The sequence below is a fragment of the Nocardia sp. NPDC003999 genome (assembly GCF_053604885.1).
On sequence record NZ_JBSGIB010000002.1, the window covers coordinates 280,311 to 305,280 of the forward strand.

A 24,970-nucleotide genomic window follows, 5' to 3' on the forward strand; every position below is an offset into this window, starting at 1 on the left:
CGCGGCCGATCCGACGGCAGATCCAGCTGCTCGGGCAGCCCGCGCAGCGAGTCCGACCAGAACGAGATCTGCTCGGCGATCACCGAAGCCGGATCGTCCTCGGCGCCGAGCACCTGACGCTGCCACAGCGCGAAGTCGGCGTACTGGACCTCCAGCGGACGCCAGGCGGGCTCGCCGCCGTCGACGCGGGCGCCGTAGGCGGTCATCACGTCGCGGGTCAGCGGGCCCATGGAGAAACCGTCGGCCGAGATGTGGTGCACCACCAGGGCGAGCACGTGCTCGGTGGGGCTGATCTCGAACAGCCTGGCGCGGAAGGGCACCTCGGCGGTGACGTCGAAGGCCGTGCCGATCAGCTGCGAAAGCCGCTCGGGCAGTTCGGCTTCGGTGACGTCGACCGGCGTCAGGTCCGGGATGACCTTGGCCGTGGCAACGATCTGCTGCCGCGCGGCGCCGTCCACCTCGGGGTAGAAGGTGCGCAGCGACTCGTGGCGGGCCAGCACGTCGGCGACGGCGATCTGCAACGCCTGCCGGTCCAGCAGGCCCGACAGCCGCACCGCGGCCGGGATGTTGTCCACCGCCGAGTCGGGATCGAAGCGGTTCAGGAACCACATACGCTGCTGGGCCAGCGACAGCGGCACCAGCTCCGGCCGCTGCTGCGGCGCCAGCGGCGCACGACCGCCCACACCCGCCTTGGTCTCCGCGCGCGCCGCCAAAGCGACCACGGTGGAGGCCTCGAACAGCTCGCGCACGCCGAGGTCGGTGTCCAGCGCGGCCGACAGCCGGGCGGCGACCTGGGTGGCCGACAGCGAGTTGCCGCCGAGGGCGAAGAAGTCGTCGTCCAGACCCACCCGCTCGAGGCCGAGCACGTCGGCGAAGGTGGCGGCGACGATCTCCTCGACCGGCGTGGTCGGCGCGCGGAACACCGCGGCCTCGAACACCGGCGCGGGCAGCGCCTTGCGGTCCAGCTTGCCCGAAGCGTTGAGCGGGAACTCCTCCAGCGCCATCACGATCGACGGCACCATGTACGCGGGCAGCTGCCGACCGAGGTCCTCGCGGACCAGGTCGGTGTCCAGCGCGGCGTCCGGCGCGGGGATGACGTACGCGACGAGCTGATCGCCCGCGTGCGCGTCGGAGCGCACCACGACGACGGCTTGCGCGACCTCGTCCAGGCCGGTCAGCGCCTGCTCGATCTCCCCGAGTTCGATACGCAGACCACGCAGTTTCACCTGGAAGTCGGTGCGGCCCAGGTACTCCAGCTCGCCGTGTTCGGTCCACGCCACCAGGTCGCCGGTGCGGTACATCCGCGAGCCGGGCTCCCCGTACGGGTTGGCGACGAACCGGTCACTCGTCAGATCCGGGCGCGCGACGTAACCCCGCGCCAGCTGAACACCCGCGAGGTACAGCTCACCCGCGACACCAACGGGGACCGGACGCAAGCGCGCGTCCAGCACGAACACCTGCGTGTTGAACACCGGAGCACCGATCGGCACCGTCTCGGTGTCGGCGTCGACGACCTCGTGGAAGGTGACGTCGACCGCCGCTTCGGTCGGGCCGTAGAGGTTGTGCAAGGCCGCGCCGGTCAGCTCGCGCAGGCGGTGCGCGGGCTTGGGCGGCAACGCCTCACCCGAAGCGAACACCAGTCGCAGCGAATCGCACTGCGCGGCGGCGGCATCGGCGACGAATACCGCGAGCATCGAGGGCACGAAGTGGGTGACGGTCACCTTTTCGGCGCTGATGATCTCGGCGAGGTAGGCCGGGTCGCGATGACCGTCCGGCTTCGCCACGACCAGGCGGGCACCGATCTGCAACGGCCAGAAGAATTCCCACACCGACACATCGAAGGTCGCAGGCGTCTTCTGCAACACCACATCAGCCGAGGTCAACTGGTACGCGGTCTGCATCCACACCAGGCGATTGACGATCGCCGAATGCGAAACCGCCACACCCTTCGGACGACCCGTCGAACCCGACGTGAAGATCACGTAGGCGGTGTTCGACGGAAGCAGCGGCGCACGACGATCCGCGTCGGTGACCGGGGCCTCGGACAGACCCTTCAGATCGAGCAGATCGATGCGCACCTGCGCGGTGTCGATGTCCAGATCGCTACCGGAGGTCAGCACACACACCGGGTCGGCCGTGCCGAGGATGTATTCCGTGCGCTCGGCCGGGTGATCCGGGTCCAGCGGAACATACGAACCACCGGCCACGGCGACGGCGTACATGCCGACCACCAAATCGATCGAGCGCCGCATACCCAGCGCCACAAACGATTCCGCGCCCACACCGCGCGCGATCAGCCAGCGCGCCAGCTGGTTCACCCGCCAGGAGAACTCGGCGTAGGACAGACTTGTCCCCTCGAACGTGACCGCGGTCGCGTCGGGAGTGCGTTCGACCTGGTCATAGAACATCGACACCAACGTCGCGCCGGTGTCCACCGGATGCGCGGTGTCGTTCCACCCGGACACCACGAGCTCGCGCTCGGCGGCATCCAGCAGCTCGATGTCGCCGACCACCGCCTCGGGTTCGGCGGTGATCGCGGTGAGCACCCGGACCAAGCGGTCGGCGATGCGGCGCACCGTCTGCTCGTCGAACAGGTCGCGCAGGTAGCCCGCGCGCACCCGCAGCCGCGAATCCAGCTGCGCGATCAGGGTCAGCGGGTAGTGCGTGGCGTCGGCCGCGTCCAGGCCGACCACGGCCATGCCGTCGATGTCCGCCGCCTGCGCCTGCAAGCCCGCGGCGTCGACCGGGTAGGACTCGAACACCACCAGGGTGTCGAACAGCCCGCCGACGCCCGCGACGGCCTGGATGTCGGCCAGGCCCACGTAGTGGTGGTCGAGCAGGTCGGCCTGCTCGCCCTGCGTGCGGACCAGCAGGTCGCGCACGGACTCCGACGGATCGAAACGCACCCGCACCGGCACGGTGTTGATGAACAGGCCGACCATCGCCTCCACGCCGGACAACTGCGCGGGACGACCGGAGACGGTGGTGCCGAACAGCACGTCGTCGCGGCTGGTCATGCGGCCGACGAGAATGCCCCACGCCGTCTGCAACACGGTGTTCGGGGTGACGCCCAGCGAGCCGGCCAGCGCGGTCAACCGCGCGGTGGTCGCCTCGTCCAGGTCGAAGAAGTACTCGCCGGACAGCGAGGTGATCTCGCGACCGGCGTCCGGCCGCGCCAGCAGGGTCGGCTCGCCGACGCCGCGCAGCGCGTGCGCCCACGCGGCCAGCGACGCCGCCTGATCCTGCTGCCGGGTCCAGTCCAGGAAGTGCCGGTAGGACCGCACCGCGGGCAGCGCGGAGACGTCCGCGTGCGCGGCGTAGAGCACCAGCAGATCCCGCATGAGCAGCGGCATGGACCAGCCGTCGAGCAGGATGTGGTGGTTGGACACCACGAACTGCCAGCGGTCGGCCGCCACCTGGATCAGCGTGAAGCGGATCAGCGGCGGCGCGGCCAGGTCGAACCGGCTCATGCGATCGGCCTCGATCAGGTCGTCGGCCGCACCGGATTCGATCCGGTCGTGCTCGGCCCACGCCACCCGGACGCTGTCCAGCACGATCTGCACCGGGTTGCCGTCGTGGTCGCTGACGAACGCCGTGCGCAGGTTCTCGTAGCGGTCCACCAGAGCCTGTGCGGCCGAGCGCAACCGGGCGGCGTCCACCCGGCCGGTGAGCGTCAGCACCGCCTGGGCGGTGTACACGTCCACCGAGGTCGCCGCGAGGCGGGCGTGGAACAACAGACCGGCCTGCAACGCCGACAGCGGCCACACGTCGGCCAGCGCCGGGAAGCGCCGCTCCCAGACGTCGATATCGCGTTGCGTGCTGCGCACCAGCGCGAAGTCCGACGGTGTATGCCCGCCCGCGCCCGCCGAATTGGCGTGCCGCGCGACAGCTTCCAGCGCCGCGGTCCACAATTCGCCGAACTCGCGCACCTCGGCGGCCGACAGCAGGGTCGACGGGTAGCCGATGTTGGCGGTCAGCTTGTCGCCGACCACGATCGCGTTCACGTCCAGCGGCGCCATCGCGGGCATGTCCGCGTCGTAGGCCCCGCCCAGCGCGCCGAGTTCCGGCGCGGGGATCCAGCCGAAGCCGCGCAGCGACTCCGGCACGTCACCCTCGGAGACGCGGCCGAGGTAGTTGAAACTCACCTGGCCGGGCAGCTCACGCGGCAACTCGGCCGCGGTCTCGGTGTTCAGGTACCGCAGCAGGCCGTAGCCGATGCCCTTGTCGGGCACCGACAGCAACTGCTCCTTGACCGCCTTCACGGCCGCGCCCAGCGCGGGACCGCCGGTGAACGCGGCATCGACGTCGATGCCGGACAGGTCGAAGGCGACCGGGTAGATCGCGGTGAACCAGCCGACGGTGCGCGACAGATCCGCACCCGGCACCACGTCTTCCTCGCGGCCGTGACCCTCCAAGCGGATCAGCAGCGAATCCTCGCCGCGAGCGGCAACCCGCCGCGCCCGCCACTTGGCGGTGGCCAGCGCCAGCGCGGTCAGCAGGCCGTCGTTCACACCGCCGTGGAACAGCGCCGGAACCGTGGTGAGCAGGGCCTTGGTGACCTCGGCGGACACCTCGACCTGATGCTTCTCGATGACGCCCGAGGTGTCGAGAGCCGGATCCATCGCACGCTCGGTCAGCAGCGGATCGGCCGTACCGACCACCGAACGCCAGTAGTCCAGTTCGGCCACCCGCTCCGGGCTGACCGCTTCGCGCTCCAGCGCGTGCGCCCACGCCCGCATCGACGTGGCCGGGGCGACCAACTCGGGCGTCTGCCCGGCGGTGCGCTGCCCCCACGCGGCGACGAAGTCGGGCACCAGGATGCGCCAGGAGACGCCGTCCACCACCAAGTGGTGGGCGACGACGATCAGGCGTCCGGCGCGCTCGGCGGAATCCGGCTCGAGCCAGACGAACCGGATGACCACGCCCGCGGCCGGATCGAGCCGGTCCAGCGACTCGTCCAGTGCCGCCGCGGCGATCTCGACCAGTTCGGCGTCGGTGACGTTCGCGTCGAACTCGGTGCGATCGATCAGCGCGTCCACCGCGACCGTGCCCGGCGCGGCGGTCTCGACCACCCAGTCGTCGCCGTCGCGGCGCAGGCTCGCGCGCAGCATGTCGTGGCGATCGATGACCGCGCCGACCGTCGCGGCGATGCCCGCCCGGTCGATGCCGATCGGCAGTTCCAGCGCCAGCGTCTGGTTGAACCGGCCGAACGAGCCGCGCCGCTCGGCCATGAACCGCACCACCGGCGTCAACGGCATAGCGCCGATGCCGCCGCCGGGCGGCTCGGCCAGCGTCGTCGCCGACGCCTCGGCCGCCTCGGTGGTCTCCGCGACCGAGGCCAGCCCGGCCACGGTGCGCTGCTCGAACACGTGCCGCGGCGTGAACACCACGCCGCGCGCCTTGGCCCGCGACACCAACTGGATGGAGACGATGCTGTCGCCGCCGAGCGCGAAGAAGGAGTCGTCCACGCCGACCCGCTCCACGCCGAGCACCTCGGCGAACACTTCCGCGATGGTCTGCTCGACCGGCGTGCGCGCCGCACGGAACACGACCTCGGTCGCGAACACGGGCTCCGGCAGCGCCTTACGGTCCAGCTTGCCCACCGGGGTGAGCGGCACATGGTCGATCACCATGATCGACGAGGGCACCATGTAGGCGGGCAGGCGCTCCTCGACGTGCGCGGTCAGCGCCGCGACGTCGATCGAATGACCTTGCGCGGCAACGACGTACGACACCAGCGACACGGCGCCCGCGGCGCTCTTGTGGCCCACGGTGACGGCGAAGTCGACGGTCTCGTGCGAGGCGAGCGCGGCGTCGATCTCGCCGAGTTCGATGCGGAAACCGCGCACCTTCACCTGGAAGTCGGAGCGGCCTACGTATTCGACAACTAGGGATTCGACTCCTCCAGCGGGCGCGGAGCCCGCGGAGTGCCCGACCCGGGTCCAGCGCACCACGTCGCCGGTGCGGTACATCCGCGCGCCGGGCACGTACGGGTTGGCGACGAACCGTTCCGCCGACAGGCCGGGGCGGGCGTGGTAGCCACGCGCCAGCTGGACGCCCGACAGATACAGCTCACCCGCGACACCCACCGGAACGGGCCTGAGCTGGGCGTCCAGGATCAGCGACTGCATGCCGCGGGTCGGGCCACCGATGGTGACCCGGTCGCCGGGCGCGAGCGCGTCGCTGATGTTGGTCATGATCGTGGTCTCGGTCGGGCCGTAACCGTTGTGGAAGCGGCGGCCCGAACCGTCCGGCGCGCCACCCCACTTGGTGACCAGATCGGCCGGCACGGCCTCGCCGCCCGCCACGATCACCCGCATGCCTGCCAGCGCGGCCGAATCCAGCGACGCGAGCACCGACGGGGTGATGAAGGCGTGCGTGACCCGCTCGGCGCGGATCAGCTCGGACAGTTCCTCGCCGCCGTACACGCCGGGCGGGCAGACCACCAGGGCGCCGCCGCGGCCGATCGCGAGCAGGAACTCCAGGATCGAGGCGTCGAAGCTGGGCGAGGCGAAATGCAGTGCGCGCGTGTCGGAGTCGACGTCGTAGCGGGCGTTCTGCTCGTCGCGGAAGTTCGCGAGACCGGCGTGGGTGACCACGACGCCCTTGGGCACGCCGGTGGAACCGGAGGTGTAGATGACGTAGGCGGGGTGCTCCGGCCGCACCGGGCGCACCCGATCGCCGTCGGTCACCGGGGCGCTGTCGAACCCGTCGAGATCCAGCTCGTCGAGTACCAGCCACTCGACCGATTCCGGCAGTTCGGCGCGCACCGACGCCACGGTCAGGCCGATCGGGGAACCGGAGTCGGTGACCATGTGCGCGATGCGGTCGGCCGGATAGGCCGGGTCGATCGGCACGAACGCGGCACCGGACTTCGACACCGCCCACTCGGCGAAGTACGACTCGTCCGAGCGCGGCACGGCGACCGCCACCAGATCCTCGGTGCCGATACCGCGCTCGATCAGCAAGCGGGCCAAGCGGTTGGACCGCGCGTCCAGCTCGCCATAGGACACACTTCTCCCCTGGAACACCACGGCGGGCGCCTCGGGATCGATGGCGGCGGCCTCGGCGATCAGGTCCGGCAGCGTCCGCGCGGGCGTGGCGGGCGCGCCGGTGCGCGCGACCAGGTCGGCGCGCTCGGCGGCGTCGAGCACGTCGATCGCGCCGACGGCGACCGACGGATCGGCCGCCACCGCGGCGAGCACACGCTCCCAGCGATCCACGATGGCCGCGGCGGTCGAGGAGTCGAACAGCTCGGTGGCGTAGGTGAGCGCCAAAGCCATGGCGCCGGAACCGGTTTCGCCGCGCTCGGCGAGGGTGAACTGCAGGTCGAAGCGCGCGACGTTCTCTTCCAGGTCCAGCGCCGACACCGAAAGCCCCGGCAGTTCCAGGGTGGTGCGCTCCAAGTTCTGGAACGCCAGCATCACCTGGAACAGCGGGTTGCGGGCCTGCGAGCGCTCCGGCGCGAGCAGTTCCACCAGCCGCTCGAACGGCACGTCGGCGTTGCCGTAGGCGTCCAGGTCGGTGCGGCGCACCCGGCCGAGCAGGTCGGCGAACGACTCGCCCGGCTCGATTCCAGTGCGCAGCACCAGCGTGTTGACGAACATGCCGACCAGGTCGTCGAGCGCGGCCTCGCCGCGGCCCGCGACCGGGGTGCCGATCGCGACGTCGTCGCTGCCCGACAGCCGCGCCAGCAGCACCGCCAGCGCGCCGTGCATCACCATGAACAGCGACGCGCCGCGCTGCCGCGCGATCTCCTCGAGCGCGGCGACCAGTTCACCGGACAGCTCGCGGTGCAACGTCGCGCCGCGGTGCGAGGCAACGGCCGGACGCGGGCGGTCGGTGGGCAGGGCCAGTTCGTCGGGGATGTCGTCGAGCGCGTGCCGCCAGTAGGCGACCTGCTTAGCCAGCAGGGAGTCGGAATCGTCCTCGGACCCGAGGATCTCGCGCTGCCACACCGCGAAGTCGGCGTACTGCACCGCCAGCGGCGCCCAGCCGGGAGCGCTGCCGGTGCTGCGCGCGGTGTAGGCGGCCATCACGTCGCGGGTCAACGGTCCCATCGAGAAACCGTCGGCCGCGATGTGGTGCACCACCACGACGAGCACATGCTCGTCCGGCCCGGCCGCGTACAGCCGGGTGCGCAGCGGAACCTGTTCGGCCACGTCGAATCCGGTGGTGACGAACTCGGTCACCGTCTCGATCAACCGCGCCGGGTCCACCGCCACGGGACGCAGATCCAGGGCGATGTCCTCGGCGGGCACGATCACCTGGACCGGGGTGCCGCCGTGCTCGGGGTAACGGGTGCGCAGCGATTCGTGCCTGCGCACCACATCGGCCACCGCCAGCCGCAGCGCTTCGACGTCCAGCGCGCCGGTGAGTCTGATGGCGATCGGCAGGTTGTAGGCCGCCGAGGAGGTGTCGTACTTGTTCAGGAACCACATGCGCTGCTGCGCGAACGACAGCGGCACCAGTTCGCCCGCCGCGCGCTCGCGGGCGACGAGCCGGGCGCGGGCCGCGCCGTCGGCGTGCGATTCCACCCGAGCGGCGAGCGCTTCCACCGTCGAGGCCTCGAACAGGGTGCGCACCGCGACCGTCGTCCCCAGCGCCGCGCCGATGCGGGCGACCACCCTGGTCGCGATCAGCGAGTTGCCGCCGAGGTCGAAGAAGTCGTCGTCCACGCCGACCCGCTCCAGGCCGAGCACGTCGGCGAACACCGCCGCCACGGTCTCCTGCACCGGCGTGACCGGCGCGCGGAACGCGCGGGACTGTGCCGTCGGGGCGGGCAGCGCACGACGGTCCAGCTTCCCGTTGACGGTCAGCGGGATCCATTCCAGCCGCACCACGGCCGAGGGCACCATGTAGGCGGGCAGTTGCGCGGCCGCGCCGTCGCGCACCGCGTCCAGCGCGGGCTCGGCATCCGGCTCGGACACCACGTAGGCGACGATCCGCTGATCGCCGGGCTGGTCCTCACGCACGATGACCGCGGCTTGGGCGATGCCAGGCTGGGCGAGGATCGCGGACTCGATCTCGCCGAGTTCGATGCGGAAACCGCGCACCTTCACCTGGTCGTCGGCGCGGCCCAGGTACTCGAGTTCACCGAAGCGGTTCCAGCGGGCGAGGTCGCCGGAGCGATACAGCCGCCCACCCGGCGTGCCGCCCATCGGGTCGGCCACGAAACGGGTCGCCGACAGATCGGGACGACCCAGGTAACCGCGCGCCAATTGCGGGCCCGCCACGTACATCTCGCCCGCGACGCCGACCGGCACCGGGCGCAGCCTGCTGTCGAGGACGTACACCCGCAGACCGGCGATGGCGCGGCCGACCACGCTGCCGGAGGCGGCGGCGATGGTCGCGGCGTCCAGCGCGCGATAGGACACGTGCACCGTGGTCTCGGTGATGCCGTACATGTTGACCAGCAGCGGCGCGGTGCCAGCCGTCGCGCCGGTGCCGTCGCCGTGGCGCGCCACCCAATCCGACAGCCTGCGCAGCTCCAGCGCCTCACCGCCGAACACCACATACCGCAGCGCCAGAGCGGCGGCGTCGGGCGCGGCGTTCCGGTCGGCCTCGGCCAGCTGGTAGAACGCCGACGGGGTCTGGTTGAGCACCGTGACCCGCTCGGCGCGCAGCAGTTCCAGGAACTGCTCCGGCGAGCGCGAGGTGTAGTAGTCGACCACCACGAGGGTGCCGCCGAACAGCAGCGGACCCCACAGCTCCCACACCGAGAAGTCGAAGGCGTAGCTGTGGAACAGCGTCCACACGTCGTCGGGTCCGAAACCGAAGTCGCGGTCGGTGTTCGCGAACAGCCGCACCACGTTGCGGTGCGCGACCGCGACGCCCTTCGGGCGGCCGGTCGAGCCGGAGGTGTAGATCACGTACGCGACATTGTCCGGCGTGAGCGCGGAGTTGCGGTCGGCGTTGGTGATCGGGGCGTCGTCGGCGTCCTCGACGTTGCCGGTCTCCACCGCGAATCCGTCCAGCACGACCGACGGCAGCCCGGCGGGCACCTCGACCTGCACCGTGGAGTCGAGCACCACGCTGGTCGGCCGGGAGTCGGCGAGTACGTAGGCGATGCGCTCGGCCGGGTAGGTCGGGTCCACCGGCACGTAACCCGCGCCGGTCTTCACCACCGCCAGCAGCGCCACCACCAAATCCAGCGACCGCGGCAGGATCACCGCGACCAGCGTCTCCGGCCCCGCGCCGTCGCTGATCAGCCTGCGCGCCAGCACATTCGCGCGCCGGTCCAGCTCGGCGTAGGTCAGCGTCTCCACGCCGAAGCGGGCCGCGACGCGATGCGGATGCGCGGCCACAGCCGCGTCGAACAGCCCTACCAGGGTGATGTTCGGATCGGCGAAAAGCCCTGCGACGCTTTCGGAACCCGACGACACCCAGCGCTGCGAGACGTCCAGCCGCTCGCCCTCGCCGAGCAGATCGATATCGCCGATCGCCGCCCGAGGATCCTCGGCGACCCCGCGCAGGATGCGCACGAAACGATCCGCGAACGCGGCCACCGTCTCGGGATCGAACAATTCGGTGGCGTAGTTCCACGACAGCGTCAACCCGCCGTCGGCGGCCTCGCCCACGGTGAGCTGCACGTCGAATTTCGCGGTGCCCGGATCGAACTCGACCGCGGCGACCTCGACGCCACCGGGCAGCGCGACCGCACCGAGAGCGGCCGCCGAGGCCGCCTCGAAGGTCAGCGCGACCTGGAACAGCGGGTGGTGCGCCTGCGAGCGCGCCGGGCTGAGCACGTCCACCAGCCGCTCGAACGGCACGTCGGCGTTGGCGAAGGCGGCCAGATCCGTGCGGCGCACCTGCTCGAGCAGCTCGTCGAAGCCGGCGCCCGGCTCGACCTGGCTGCGCAGCACGAGCGTGTTGACGAACATGCCGACCACGTCGTCGAGCGCGCGTTCACCGCGGCCCGCGATCGGCGTGCCGATCGCGACGTCGGTGCTGCCCGACAACCGGCCCGCCCACACCGCCAGCGCGGCGTGCACCACCATGAACAGCGTCACGCCGCGGGCGCGCGCCAGCTCGGCCAGCGCCTCGTGCACCTGCGCGTCGACCGAGAAGTTGTACGTGCCACCGGCATTGGAGGCGATCTCCGGCCGGGGCCGGTCGGCGGGCAGCTCGATCTGATCGGGCAGATCACGCAACTGCTCGGTCCAGTAGGCGATCTGCCTGGCCGCGACGGACTCGGCGTCGTCCTCGGCGCCGAGCACCTCGCGCTGCCACAGCGCGTAGTCGGCGTACTGCACCTCGAGCGGAGCCCAGGACGGCACCTCGCCGCGAGCGCGCTCGGTGTAGGCGAGCACCACATCGCGCAGCAACGGCCGCAGCGAGAAACCGTCCGCGCTGATGTGATGCAGCACCAGCACCGCGACGTGCTCGGTCGCCGACAGCGACAACAGGCTCGCCCGGAACCCGATCTCGGCGGTCACGTCTAAGCCGACGCTCGCCAGCTCCACGATCCGCGCGGGCAGCTCCTCCGCCGCGACGGGCTCGGCGACCACATCGAAGGCGACCTCGCCGACCGGCAGCACGCGCTGGTAACCGGTGCCCTCCACCTCGGGGTAGATCGTGCGCAGCGCCTCGTGGCGCGCGAGCACGTCACCGATCGCCGCACCCAGCGCGTCGACGTCCAGCGCACCGCTCAGCCGCAGCGCCACCGGAATGTTGTTCACCGCGGTGCGGTTGTCGAACCGGTTGAGGAACCACATCCGCTGCTGAGCCAACGACAGCGGCACCAGCTCGGGCCGCTCCCGCGCCACCAGCGGCGTCCGGCCACCCGCTCCGGCGGCCGATTCCACCTTCGCGGCCAGTGCGACCACGGTCGACGCCTCGAACAGCGTGCGCACCGGCACCTGCGTGTTCAGCGCCTCACCCAGCCGCGCCGCCACCTGCGTGGCGACCAGCGAGTTACCGCCCAGCTCGAAGAAGTCGTCGTCCAGGCCGACCCGCTCCACGCCGAGCACCTCGGCGAAGGTCTCGGCCACGATCTCCTGCACCGGCGTGGCGGGCGCACGGAACACCTTGGCCTCGAACACCGGCTCCGGCAGCGCCCTGCGATCGAGCTTGCCGGAGGCGTTGAGCGGGAACTCGTCCAGCACCACATAGGCCGCGGGCACCATGTACCCCGGCAGCCGCGCGCCGAGTTCGGCCTTGACCGACTCGACGTCCACCACCCGGTCCGGGTCCGTCACCAGGTACGCGACCAGCTGGTCACCGGTCCGCTCGTCGGTGCGCACCACGACCACCGCCTGCGCCACCGACTCCAGCGCCGTCAGCGCCGACTCGATCTCGCCCAGCTCGATGCGCAGACCGCGCACCTTCACCTGGAAGTCGGTGCGGCCCAAATACTCCAGCTCGCCCTTGTCGGTCCAGGCCACCAGGTCGCCGGTGCGGTACATCCGCTCGGCAGTGCCGAACGGGTTGGCCACGAAGCGCTCGGTGGTCAGATCGGGGCGGCCCACATAGCCGTGCGCCAGCTGCGCGCCCGCGAGGTACAGCTCGCCGGGCACGCCGACCGGAACCGGCCGCAGCCGCGAATCCAGCACGTACACCTGCGTGTTGAACACCGGAGCGCCGATCGGCACCGACACCGTGTCGGCCTCGGTCACCTCGTGGAAGGTGACGTCGACCGCGGCCTCGGTCGGGCCGTACAGGTTGTGCAGCCGCGCGCCGGTCAGCTCGCGCAACTTCTGCGCGGTCACCGCGGGCAGCGCCTCACCGGACGCGAAGACATTGCGCAGGCTCGTGCATTCGGCCGCGCGCTCCTCGGCGACGAACACCGACAGCATCGACGGCACGAAGTGCACCGTGGTGACCTGCTCGTCGACGATCAGCCGCGCCAGGTACGCGGGATCGCGATGACCGTCCGGCTTCGCCACCACCAGGCGCGCGCCGACCTGCAACGGCCAGAAGAACTCCCACACCGACACGTCGAACGTCGCGGGCGTCTTCTGCAACACCACGTCATAGGCCGCCAGGCCGTACTCGGCGTGCATCCACACCAGACGGTTGACGATCGCGGCGTGCGAGACCGCCACACCCTTCGGGCGGCCGGTCGAACCGGAGGTGAAGATCACGTACGCGGTGTTGGCCGGACGCAACGGCTTGTGCCGGTCGGCGTCGGTCAGCGGCCCGTCGGAGAACTCCGACAGGTCGAGCTGATCGATGCGTACCTGCCGGGAAACCGTGGTCTCCAGGTCGGAACCGGAGGTCAGCACGCACACCGGGCGCGCGGTCTCCAGGATGTAGTCGATGCGCTCGGCCGGATGGTCCGGATCCAGCGGCACGTACGCGCCGCCCGCGGCGTTCACCGCGTACATGCCGACCACCAGGTCGATCGAGCGGCGCATGCCCAGTGCCACATACGATTCCGGGCCGACGCCGTTGACCTTGAGCCAGCGCGCCAGTTGGTGCACCCGGCGGGCGAACTCGAGATATGTCAGCGTCGTTTCACGACTCGGTGAGGGGTGGTGGTCGGGCGACGGGTGGGCCGGACTTGTCCCCTCGAACGTCACCGCTGGACTGTCCGGGGTGCGCGCGACCTGGGCCTCGAACAGCGAGACCAGGGTCGCGGCGGCGTCGCCGACCGGCGAGGTGAGCGCGGCGTCGACCGGGAATTCGGTGGCGTTCCAGCGCTCGATCACCAAGGCGCGCTCGGCGTCGTCGAGCAGGTCGATGTCGCCGACGGTGACCGACGGATCGGCGGCGATGCCGTGCAGCACGCGCACGAACCGCTCGGCGAACGTCCCGGCGAACACGCCGTCGAACAGGTCGGTGGCATAGACGAGTTCGGCGTCCATCGCCGTCTCGGCCCCGGGGACCTCGCTGAGTGTGAGCTGCAGGTCGAACTTCGCCGTCGGCTGGTCGATGCCCAGCTCGGAGACGGTGAGACCGGGCAGTTCCAGCGCAGTGCGGCCGAGGTTCTGGAACGACAGCATCACCTGGAACAGCGGGTGCCGCGCCTGCGAACGCGCCGGGTTGAGCACCTCGACCAGCCGCTCGAACGGCACGTCCGCGTGCGCGAACGCCTGCAGGTCGCGTTCGCGGACCCGGGCGAGCAGATCGGCGAACGGCTCGGCGGTGTCCACCTCGGCGCGCAGCACCAGGGTGTTGACGAACATGCCGACCAGATCGTCGAGCGCCTGCTCGCCACGACCGGCGACCGGGATGCCGATGGCGATGTCCTCGGAGCCGCTCAACCGCGCCAGCAGCGCGGCGAAGGCGCCGTGCACCACCATGAACAGCGTGCTGCCGTGCGTCTGCGCGACCCGGTTCAGGTCTTCGATCAGCTCGCCAGGCACCCGGAACCGATAGGTGCCCGCGCCGTAGGAGGCGACGGCGGGCCGCGGACGATCGGCCAGGCGCAGTTCGTCGGGCAGCCCGGCCAGCGTCTCGCGCCAGTAGTCGAGCTGCTCGGAGATCAGCGAGGTCGGGTCGTCCTCGGAGCCGAGCGTGTCGCGCTGCCACAGCGCGAAGTCCACGTACTGCACCGCCAGCGGCGGCCAGCCCGGCTCAGCCGCCGAGGTCCGCGCCACGTAAGCGGTCATCAGGTCGCGCACCAGCGGACGCATGGAGAAGCCGTCGGCCGCGATGTGGTGCACCACCACGACCAGCACGTAGTCGTCCGGGGCGAGCCGGTAGGCGCGCAGGCGCACCGGCGGCTGGGCGGTCACGTCGAAGCCGCGCTCGACGAACTCGTAGAGCACGCCGAGCAATTGCCCCTCGGCCACCTCGACCACGTCCAGCTCGGGAATCGCCCTGGTGGCGTTCAACACCCGCTGGTAGGCCACGCCGTCGCGAGACGGGTAGATGGTGCGCAACGACTCGTGCCGTCCGACCACGTCGGCGACCGCGCCGCGCAGCGCGTCCAGATCCAGCGCGCCTTCCAGCCGCACCGCGGCCGGGATGTTGTAGGTGGCGGAGGCCGCGCCTGATGTGGTCGCTGCGCTCCCGATGTCGAAGCGGTTGAGGAACCACATCCGCTGCTGCGCCAGCGACAGCGGCGGGTGCTCAGGACGCACCTGTGCCGTGAGCGCCTGGCGCGCACCGCTTCCCGCGTGCGACTCGATCCGCGCGGCGAGCGCGCCCACGGTCGGGGCCTCGAACAACACGCGCACGCCGACCTCGGTGTTCAGCGCGGCGCTGACGCGGGCGGTCACCTGGGTGGCGACCAGCGAGTTGCCGCCGAGCTCGAAGAAGTCGTCGTCCACGCCGACGCGCGGCACGCCGAGCAGGTCGGCGAAGATCTCCGCGACGATCTCCTCGATCGGAGTCGAGGGCGCGCGGAACACCCTGGCCTCGAACACCGGAGCGGGCAGCGCTCTGCGGTCCAGCTTGCCGGAGGCGTTCACCGGGAAGGCGTCCAGCACGACCAGCGCGGCCGGGACCATGTAGCCCGGCAGCGCCGCGGCCAGCGCGGACTTCACCTCGTCGATGTCCACAGCCACATACGGTTCGCAGACCAGGTAGCCCACCAGCTGATCGCCCGCGTGCGCGTCGGAGCGCAGCACGACCACCGATTGCGCGATACCCGGCTGCGCCAGCAGCGCGGCCTCGATCTCGCCCAGCTCGATACGCAGACCGCGCAGCTTCACCTGGAAGTCGGTGCGGCCCAGGTAGTCCAGTTCGCCGTCCGGCGTCCAGGCCACCAGGTCACCGGTGCGGTACATCCGCTCCCCCGGCGCGCCGTACGGGTTGGCCACGAACCGGTCGGCGGTCAGGTCCGAGCGGCCCAGGTAGCCGAGCGCCAGCTGATCGCCCGCGAGATACAGCTCACCCGCGACACCCGGCGCGACCGGGTGCAGGCGGCTGTCCAGCACGAAGACGCGGGTGTTCCACACCGGGCGTCCGATCGGCACCGACACCGTGTCGGCCTCGGTCGCCTCGTGGTAGGTCACGTCGACGGCGGCCTCGGTCGGGCCGTACAAGTTGTGCAGCCGCGCGCCGGTCAGCTCGCGCAGACGCTGCGCCGTCTGCGCGGGCAGCGCCTCACCGGAGGCGAAGACCTGCCGTAGCCGCGGCGCGGGCAGTCCGTCGCCGTTCTCGTTGCCGAGCGTGGAGACGAAGACCGAGAGCATCGATGGCACGAAATGCGCCGTGGTGATCTGCTTCTCGGCGATGATCTGGGACAGGTACACCGGGTCGCGGTGCCCCTCCGGGCGCGCCACGACCAGCCTGGCCCCGGTCTGCAACGGCCAGAAGAACTCCCACACCGACACGTCGAACGTGGCGGGCGTCTTCTGCAACACCGCGTCGTCGCGACCGATCGGGTACTCGTGCTGCATCCACAGCAACCGGTTCACGATCGCTTCGTGGCTGACCGCAACACCCTTCGGGCGTCCGGTCGAACCGGACGTGAAGATGACGTACGCGGTGTTCTCCGGCCGCAGCGGGCGCGTGCGCTCGGCATCCGTGATCGGCGCGCCGCTGGTCTCGGCGAAACCGGGCACGCCCTCGATGCCTTCCACCGACAGCGCGGTCACCGCGGGCTGCGGGTCCAGGCCGAATCCGTCCGCCGAGCGGTACAGGATCATCCGCGGGCGGGCGGTCTCGATGATGTAGTTGATCCGGTCGGCGGGCTGATCCGGGTCCAGCGGCACGTAGGCCGCGCCGGTCTGCACCACCGCGTACATCGCGACGACCAGTTCGGTGGAACGCCGCAGCGCCAGCGCCACCAGCGATTCCGGGCCCACGCCCGCGCCGATGAGCTGGCGGGCGATGCGGTTGGCCCGCTCCTGGAACTGGCGGTAGGTCAGCCGCTCGCCTTCGAAGTCCAGCGCGATCGCGTCCGGCGTCGCCGCCGCCTGCGCGTCGAACAGCGAGACCAGCGTCGCGACCTGGTCCACCGGATGTCCGGTGTCGTTCCAATCGATCAGCACCCTGGCGCGTTCCTCGGACGCGAGCAGGTCGATGTCGCCGATCGGGACGTCCGGGTCGGCGGTCACGGCCGCGAGGATGCGGTCCAGGCGCCGGGCGAACGCCGCGACCGTCGGCTCGTCGAAAAGATCCAGGGCGTAGGAGAATTCGGCCGACATGCCCGCCGAATCGCCGTGGTCGTCCTGCGTCTCCGACAGGGTCAGCTGCAGGTCGAACTTGGCCAGCCGGGCGTCGTAGTCGATGCCGTTGACCGAGAGACCGGGCAGTTCCAAGCTGGCCTGCCGGGTGTTCTGGAAGGTCAGCATCACCTGGAACAGCGGATGCCGCGCCTGCGAACGCGCCGGGTTGAGCACCTCGACCAGGCGCTCGAACGGTACGTCCGCGTGCGCGAAGGCGTGCAGGTCGGTTTCGCGGGAGCGGGCGAGCAGGTCGGCGAAGCTCATCGCGCCGTCCACCTCGGTGCGCAGCACCAGGGTGTTGACGAACATGCCGATCAGGTCGTCCAGCGCGGCTTCACCGCGACCGGCGACCGGGGTGCCGATGGCGATGTCGCTGGTGCCGCTGGCGCGGGCGAGCAGGACCGCCAGCGCGCTGTGCAGCACCATGAACAGCGACGCGTTGTGCCTGCGGCCCAGCTCGATCAGGGCGCGCTGGGTCTCGCCGGAGATCACGAACGGATAGGTGCCGCCGCGGTAGGAGGCGACGGCCGGGCGCGGCCGGTCCGACGGCAGCGTCAATTCGTCGGGCAGATCGGCCAGTTCGCGCGTCCAGTACCGGATCTGGTTGGCGATCAGCGAACTCGGGTCGTCCTCGGAGCCGAGCACCTCGCGCTGCCACAGCGCGTAGTCGGCGTACTGCACCGGCAGCGCCGACCACGCGGGCGCCTCCCACGACGTGCGCGCGGCGTAGGCCACCATCACGTCACGGGCCAGCGGGCCCATCGACCAGCCGTCGGCCGAGATGTGGTGCACCACCATGCCCAGCACGTACTCGGTCTCGCTGATCTCGAACAGCCGGGCGTGCAGCGGCACTTCGCTGGTCACGTCGAACGCCATCGACGCCAGCTCGACCAGGTGATCGATCAGGTTGTGCTCGGTCACCCGCACCGGGGTCAGGTCCGGCACGATCTGCGCCGCGTCCAGCACCACCTGCACGGGGCCGGTCTTGGTCTCCGGGAACACCGTCCGCAGCGACTCGTGCCGGTCGATCACGTCGATGACCGCGACCTGCAACGCGGCGATGTCCAGATCGCCGGACAACCGGATCGCGACCGGGATGTTGTTGACCGCCGAGGAGGTGTCGAAACGGTTGAGGAACCACATGCGCTGCTGCGCCAGCGACAACGGCACCTGCTCGGGACGGTGCCGGGCCACCAGCGCCTTGCGCGCGCCGTCCCCGGCGTGCGACTCCACCCGCGCGGCCAGCGCCGCGACCGTGGACGCCTCGAACAGCATGCGCACCGGCACCCTGGTGTCCAGCGCGATGCCGAGGCGGGAGGCCACCTGGGTGGCGATCAGCGAGTTGCCGCCCAGCTCGAAGAAGTCGTCGTCCACGCCGACGCGGGAGATACCGAGTACCTCACCGAAGATCTGCGCGACGATCTCCTCGATCGGCGTGGTCGGAGCGCGGAATTCGCGCACCTCGAACACCGGCGCAGGCAGCGCCTTGCGGTCCAGCTTGCCGGAGGCGTTCAGCGGGAACGCCTCGAGCACCACGATCGCCGAGGGCACCATGTACGCGGGCAGCGTGCGGTGCAGCGCGTTCTTGATGCTGTCCAGGTCGACGGGACCGCCGCCGGTGACCACGTAGGCGACCAGCTGGTCGCCCGCGACGGTGTCCATGACCAGCACCACGGCCTGGGTGACGGCCGGATGGTCGAGCAGGGCGGTCTCGATCTCGCCGAGCTCGATGCGCTGACCGCGGAACTTCACCTGGAAGTCGGTGCGGCCGATGTACTCCAGTACGCCCGCGCTGCCCACCTCCGGATCGCGCGGACGCACCCAGCGCACCAGGTCGCCGGTGCGGTACAGGCGGGAGCCGGGCGGGCCGAACGGGTCGGCGACGAAGCGCTCGGCGGACAGGTCGGGACGCCCGTGGTAGCCGCGGGCGGTCTGCACGCCGCCGAGGTACAGCTCGCCGGGCACACCGACCGGAACCGGGGCCAGGCCCTCGTCCAGCACGTAGGTCTGCGCGTTCCACACCGGGCGGCCGATCGGCACCGACGTGGGCGCGACCTCGTTGAGCTGCCAGGCGGTGGCGTGCACGGTGAACTCGGTCGGGCCGTACAGGTTGTGCACCGCGGCGGTGGAGAACTGCCGGAACGCGGTGACGGTCGCGGGCGGCAGCGCTTCACCGGCGACCAGAACCGCGCGCAGCGAGGCGCATTCGGCGGTGTCGGCGGACCCGGCGAACACCGACAGCATGGACGGCACGAACGAGGTCATGGTGACCCGGTGCCGTCCGATGATCTCCGACAGGTAGATCGGATCGCGGTGGCCGTCCGGCGCGGCGATCAGCATGCGGGCGCCGACGGCCAGCGTGCCGAACAGCTCCCACACCGACACGTCGAAGGTGACCGGCGTCTTCTGCAGGATCACGTCGGCCGGTCCGATCCGGTATTCGGCGGTGATCCAGGCGATCTGGTTGACCACCGACGCGTGGCTGACCGCGACGCCCTTGGGGCGGCCGGTGGAGCCGGAGGTGTAGAGCACGTAGGCGGTGTTCGCGGCGCGCAGCGGGGCGCGGCGCTCGGCGTCGGTGACGGGCTCGTCGCCGAATCCGCTCAGGTCCAGGGTGTCCAGCGTCAGCACCGGGATGTCGGCGGCGGTGACATTGTCGCCGGTGGTGGTGAGCACGCACACCGGAGACGAGCTGTCGAGCACGTATTCGGTGCGCTCGGCCGGGTGGTCGGGGTCGATCGGCACGTAGCCGCCACCGGCGGTCAGCGTGGCGTAGATCGCCACCAGCATGTCCACCGAGCGGCGAATGCCGACCGCGACCAACGTCTCCGGGCCGACGCCCGCGTCGATCAGCTTGCGCGCCAAGCGGTTCACCCGCGCGGCGAACTCGGCGTAGGTCAGCTCGATCGGCGCGCCGAACTCCTCCGCGCCGCGCGTGCCGCCGTCGAACAGGACGGCCGGGTCGTCCGGCCTGCCCCGCACCTGCTCTTCGAACAGCTCGAGCACGGTGGCGGCGGGCACGTCGTGCCCGGTGTGGTTCCACTCGGTCAGCACCCGGGCGCGCTCGGCCTCGTCGAGGATCTCGATATCGCGCACCGTGGTTCCCGGCGCGGCGACGGCGGCTTCCAGCACGCGCAGGTAACGGCGGCCGAACTCGGCGACGGTGGGCGCGTCGAACAGGTCGGTGGCGAAGGAGATGACCGCGCCCATGCCTGCGGGCTCACCGTTCGCGCCGCGTTCCTCGGTGACCGTCCATTGCAGGTCGAACTTGGCGATGTCGACCTCGAGCTCGTCGGCGGTGACCGAGAGCCCGGGCAGTTCCAGGGTCGCGTGCGACATCTCCTGGAACGACAGCATCACCTGGAACAGCGGGTGCCGCGCCTGCGAGCGGGTCGGGTTGAGCACCTCGACCAGCCGCTCGAACGGCACGTCCGCGAACGCGAACGCGGCGAGATCGGTTTCCCTGGTGCGGCCGAGGAATTCGGCGAACGACTCGCTGCCGTCGACTTCCGAGCGCAGCACGAGGGTGTTGACGAACATGCCGATCAGGTCGTCGAGCGCTTGCTCGCCACGTCCGGCGACCGGCGTGCCGATCGCGATGTCGCTGGTGCCGGACAACCGGGCCAGCAGCACGGCCAGCGAGGCGTGCATGACCATGAAGAGGCTGACACCCTGCGCGCGGGCCAGCGCGACCAGCCGCCGGTGCAACTCGGCGTCGATGTCGAAACTCACCCGGCTGCCGTGGAAGCTCTGCACCGGCGGGCGCTGGCGGTCCGCGGGCAGGTCGAGCTGATCCGGCAGACCCGCCAATGCCCTACGCCAATAGGCGATCTCGCGCGCCGCCATGGACGCGGGATCGGATTCCGCGCCGAGCAGCTCGCGCTGCCACACGCTGAAGTCCTGGTACTGCACCGGCAGCGGCGCCCAGCTCGGCGCCTCGCCCGCGCTGCGGGACAGGTAGGCGGCGGCCACGTCGCGCGCCAGCGGGCCGAAGGAGAAGCCGTCGGCCGCGATGTGGTGCACGACGAACGCCAGCGCGTAGTCCGCCGCGCCGTTGCCACGCCCGCCGGTGACCGCGAAGACCCGCACCCGGATCGGCAGCTCGGTCGAGACGTCGAAGCCGCGCGCGGCGAATTCGGCCAGCGCGCCGTGCAGTTCGGCCTCGTCGATCGGCTGCACCTCGATGCCGAGATCGACCTGGTCGACCGGGAGCACCTGCTGGTAGCCGCCGTCGCCGGACTCGGGGAAGATCGTGCGCAGCGACTGCTGCCGCTCGACCACGTCCAGCAGTGCCGACTGCAACGCTTCCAGGTCCACCTGGCCGCGCAACCGCACCACGAACGGCAGGTTGTAGGTCGGCACGGTCGGGTCGAACTGGTTGATGAACCACATGCGCTGCTGTGCCAGCGACAGCGGCACCCGCTCCGGCAACTGCTGGGCCACCAGCGGCGGACGCGATTCGCCCACGGGCGCGGCGTTTTCCGCGCGCGCGGCGATACCGGCGACGGTCGGGGTCTCGAACAGCGCCCGCACCCCGATCTGGGTGCCGAACGCGGCGCCGATGCGCGCCACCACCTGGGTGGCGACCAGCGAGTTGCCGCCCAGGTCGAAGAAGTTGTCGTCGATACCGACGCGGTCCTGGCTGAGCACGTCGGCGAAGATGCCCGCCACGATCTGCTCGGCCTGGGTGCGCGGCGCGCGGAAGTCGCCGGCGTCGGCGCTGAACACCGGCTCCGGCAGCGCCTTGCGGTCCAGCTTGCCGCTGGTGTTGAGCGGGAAGGCGTCCAGCACCATGATCGACGCGGGCACCATGTAGCTGGGCAGCTGCTCGGCGGCGAACCTGGTCAGCTCCACCGGTTCCACGCTGTGACCGGGAGCGGGCACGACGTAGGCCACCAACTGCTGACCGGTCGCGGTGTCCACCACCAGCACGACGGCCTGGCTGACCGCGGGGTGGGCGAGCAGATCGGTCTCGATCTCCCCCAGCTCGATGCGCTGGCCGCGGAACTTCACTTGGAAGTCGGTGCGGCCGATGTATTCCAGCGTGCCCGCTTCGTTCCAGCGCACCAGGTCGCCGGTGCGATACATCCGCTCACCCGTGCTCGACAGCGGGTTCGCGACGAAGCGATCCGAGGTCAGGTCGGGACGGCCGCGGTAGCCGCGGGCGAGCTGACGCCCGCCCAGGTACAGCTCACCGGGCGCGCCGATCGCGGCCGGGCGCAACCGCGAATCCAGCACGTAGACCTGGACGTTCCACTCCGGGATACCGATCGGCACGGTCACCGTGTCGGCGGCCGTCGCCTCCCAGTAGGTCACCGAGACCGCGGCCTCGGTCGGGCCGTACAGGTTGTGCAGCCCCGCGTCGGTAATGGCGCGGAAGCCCGCCGCGGTCTCCGGCGGCAACGCCTCGCCGATCACGAAAACCGCCCGCAGCGTCGCGCATTGGGCCTGCGTAGCGTGCGCGACGAACACCGTCAGCATGGACGGGACGAAGTCGGTCACGGTGACCCCGTGCCGGGCGATCATCTCCGCCACGTACAGCGGGTCGCGGTGCCCGTCCGGCGACGCGATGACCAGCTTCGCGCCCACCATCAGCGGCAGGAAGTAACCCCACAGCGACACGTCGAACGTGGTCGCCGTCTTCTGCAGGTACACGTCTTCCGCGGTCAGCCGGTACTCGTCGAGCATCCACAGCTGCTGGTTGACGATCGCGTGGTGGGTGACCGCCACGCCCTTGGGGCGGCCGGTCGAACCCGACGTGTAGATGACGTAGGCGGTGTTGTCCGGACGCAGCGGCGCCAGGCGGTCGGCGTCGGTCACCGGGTCGGCGGAGTACGCCGAGGTGTCCAGGGTGTCGATCTCCACCCGCCGCACCGCCTGCGGCAGCTCCAGCTCGTCGGCCGAGTGCGTCAGCACGCACACCGGCGCGGCGCTGTCGAGGATGTAGGCGGTGCGCTCGGCCGGATGATCCGGATCGATCGGCACGTACGCGCCACCGGCCTTCAGCACCGCGTGCATGCCGATCACCAGCTCCAGCGAGCGGCGCATGCCCAGCGCGACCAGCGACTCCGGGCCCACGCCGTCGGCGATCAGGAAACGAGCCAGCCGGTTGACCCGCGCGTCGAACTCCCGATACGTCAGCGTCGCGGAGCGACTCGATGAGGGGTGGTGGTCGGGCGACGGGTGGGCCAGCGTCGCGCCCTCGAAGTCGAGGGCGATGTTGTCCGGGGTCCGCGACATCTGCGCGTCCAGCAGCGCCGCGAGCGTGGTCTCCGGAACGTCCTGCTCGGAGTCGTTCCACTCCAGCAGCGTCCGCTCACGCTCCTCGGCGGTGGCGACCGGAAGCCCCCACACGCCGGCGTCCGCCTCGGCGGCGAGGAAGCGATCGAAGAACTCCAGGAACCGGCCGTGGTGGCGGCGCGCCTCGTCCTCGGTGTAGAGGTTGGGGTTGGTCTCGAAGTCGATGTGCGATCGCGTGCCCGCGACCGACTGGTAGAAGTTGACGCCGAGATCCTCGATGCTGCCGGTCGACAGCACGCTGAGCTGCCCGACCATCGGGCCGAGCGCGATCTCGTCACCGAACAGCATGATGTTGACCCACGGCCCGAAGAACTCCGTGGTCACCACACCGTCACCGGCCGCGTCGCGGCGGATGTCCTCGTGCCGGTACCGCTGGTGCCGCAACGCGCCGGACACCTCGACCGCCACCTGCTTGAGCAGCTCCGACACCGTCGTGTCGTGGCCCACGTGCAGCCGCAGCGGCACGATGTTCGACGACACGCCGCCCGAGCGGCGCATCGCCGCGGTGGTGCGCGCGGTCACCGGCAGGCTGAGAATGACGTCCTCGACGCCGTTCCACTGCGCCAGATACGCGGCGAAACCGGCCAGCAGCAGACCGGCGGGCGAGGAATCGTGCCGCGCGACCGCCGCGTCCAGCAGGGTGTTCTGCTCGTCCGACAGCGCGGCGCTGGCGATGCCGTTGATCGCGGCGGGCGGCGCGGAACGGCCGGTCAGGCTGGTGCCTTCCTCCAGCCCCGCCACCCGCTGCGCCCAATACTCCTTGTCGGAGGCGAAGCGGGAACTCTCCCGATAGGCGATCTCCTGCTCATACAGCGTGTGCAGGTCGGTCGCCTTGGAAACAGCCGGTTCGACCCCGTCGACATAGGCGGTGTAGAGCTCAGCGATGCGATTCACATAGGTCATCGCGCCGAAGCCATCGAGCGCGACGTGATGCGAGCGGGAATACCAGTACCAATGATCGTCGGCCAGCTGCAGCGCCGCGACCTTGATCAACCGGTCGTTCAGCAGGTCGAACGGACGGCTGTACTCCGCGCGCATCCACGCCATCGCGGCGGCGGCCGGATCGGCCTCGCCGCGCAGATCGACGTACACGACCTTGTCGTAATCGGCGATCGAGTGGTCGACGAACTGCAGCGGCTCGCCATCGCGCTCGACGATCCGCAGGAACCCGGAACCCAACTCGTGCGACGCGTCGATGCTGGCCCGCTCGAGCACATCGACATCCAGCTCACCGTGCAGGTCGACGTACTGCGCGATCGTGACCGGCACCTGCGGGTCGACGTGCTGCGCGTACCAGATGCCCAGCTGAGCGGGAGACAACGGGAACGCACCCGACACCTCGGGTGCTACCCCAGACGCAGCGTGTGCCCGTTCGCTACCAGTTTCGCCGTTTCCGCCGAAATCCAGCCGGTCCAACCGTAACCTCGCTTCCGGAACACCACGCAAGCGCTCCCCGACCACACCCGGAGAGGGCGCTCCACCTATCCGAGCGTGGCGCCTGCGTCTCCAGGTTCAGTTCTCACATCAAATCAGGCAAAAATGTTCAATTGAACTATCTGTCCAACCGGCCGGGCTCGTTACATGGGCTCGCCCGTGCCCAGCACCCA

General features: G+C 70.6%; 1 protein-coding gene (running past one end of the window). It reads right to left on the reverse strand.

The genetic code is table 11. The features are described 5' to 3' along the window. A protein-coding gene (locus ACWESM_RS05400; protein ID WP_452491013.1) for a non-ribosomal peptide synthase/polyketide synthase crosses the window boundary here: on the reverse strand, positions 1–24,779 show its 5' portion. The gene continues 19,090 nt to the left of window position 1, outside the view; the window shows 24,779 of its 43,869 coding nt (coding positions 1–24,779); it begins with the start codon at positions 24,777–24,779; its stop codon lies off the left edge, out of view. Between the last annotated feature and the right edge of the window lie 191 nt (positions 24,780–24,970).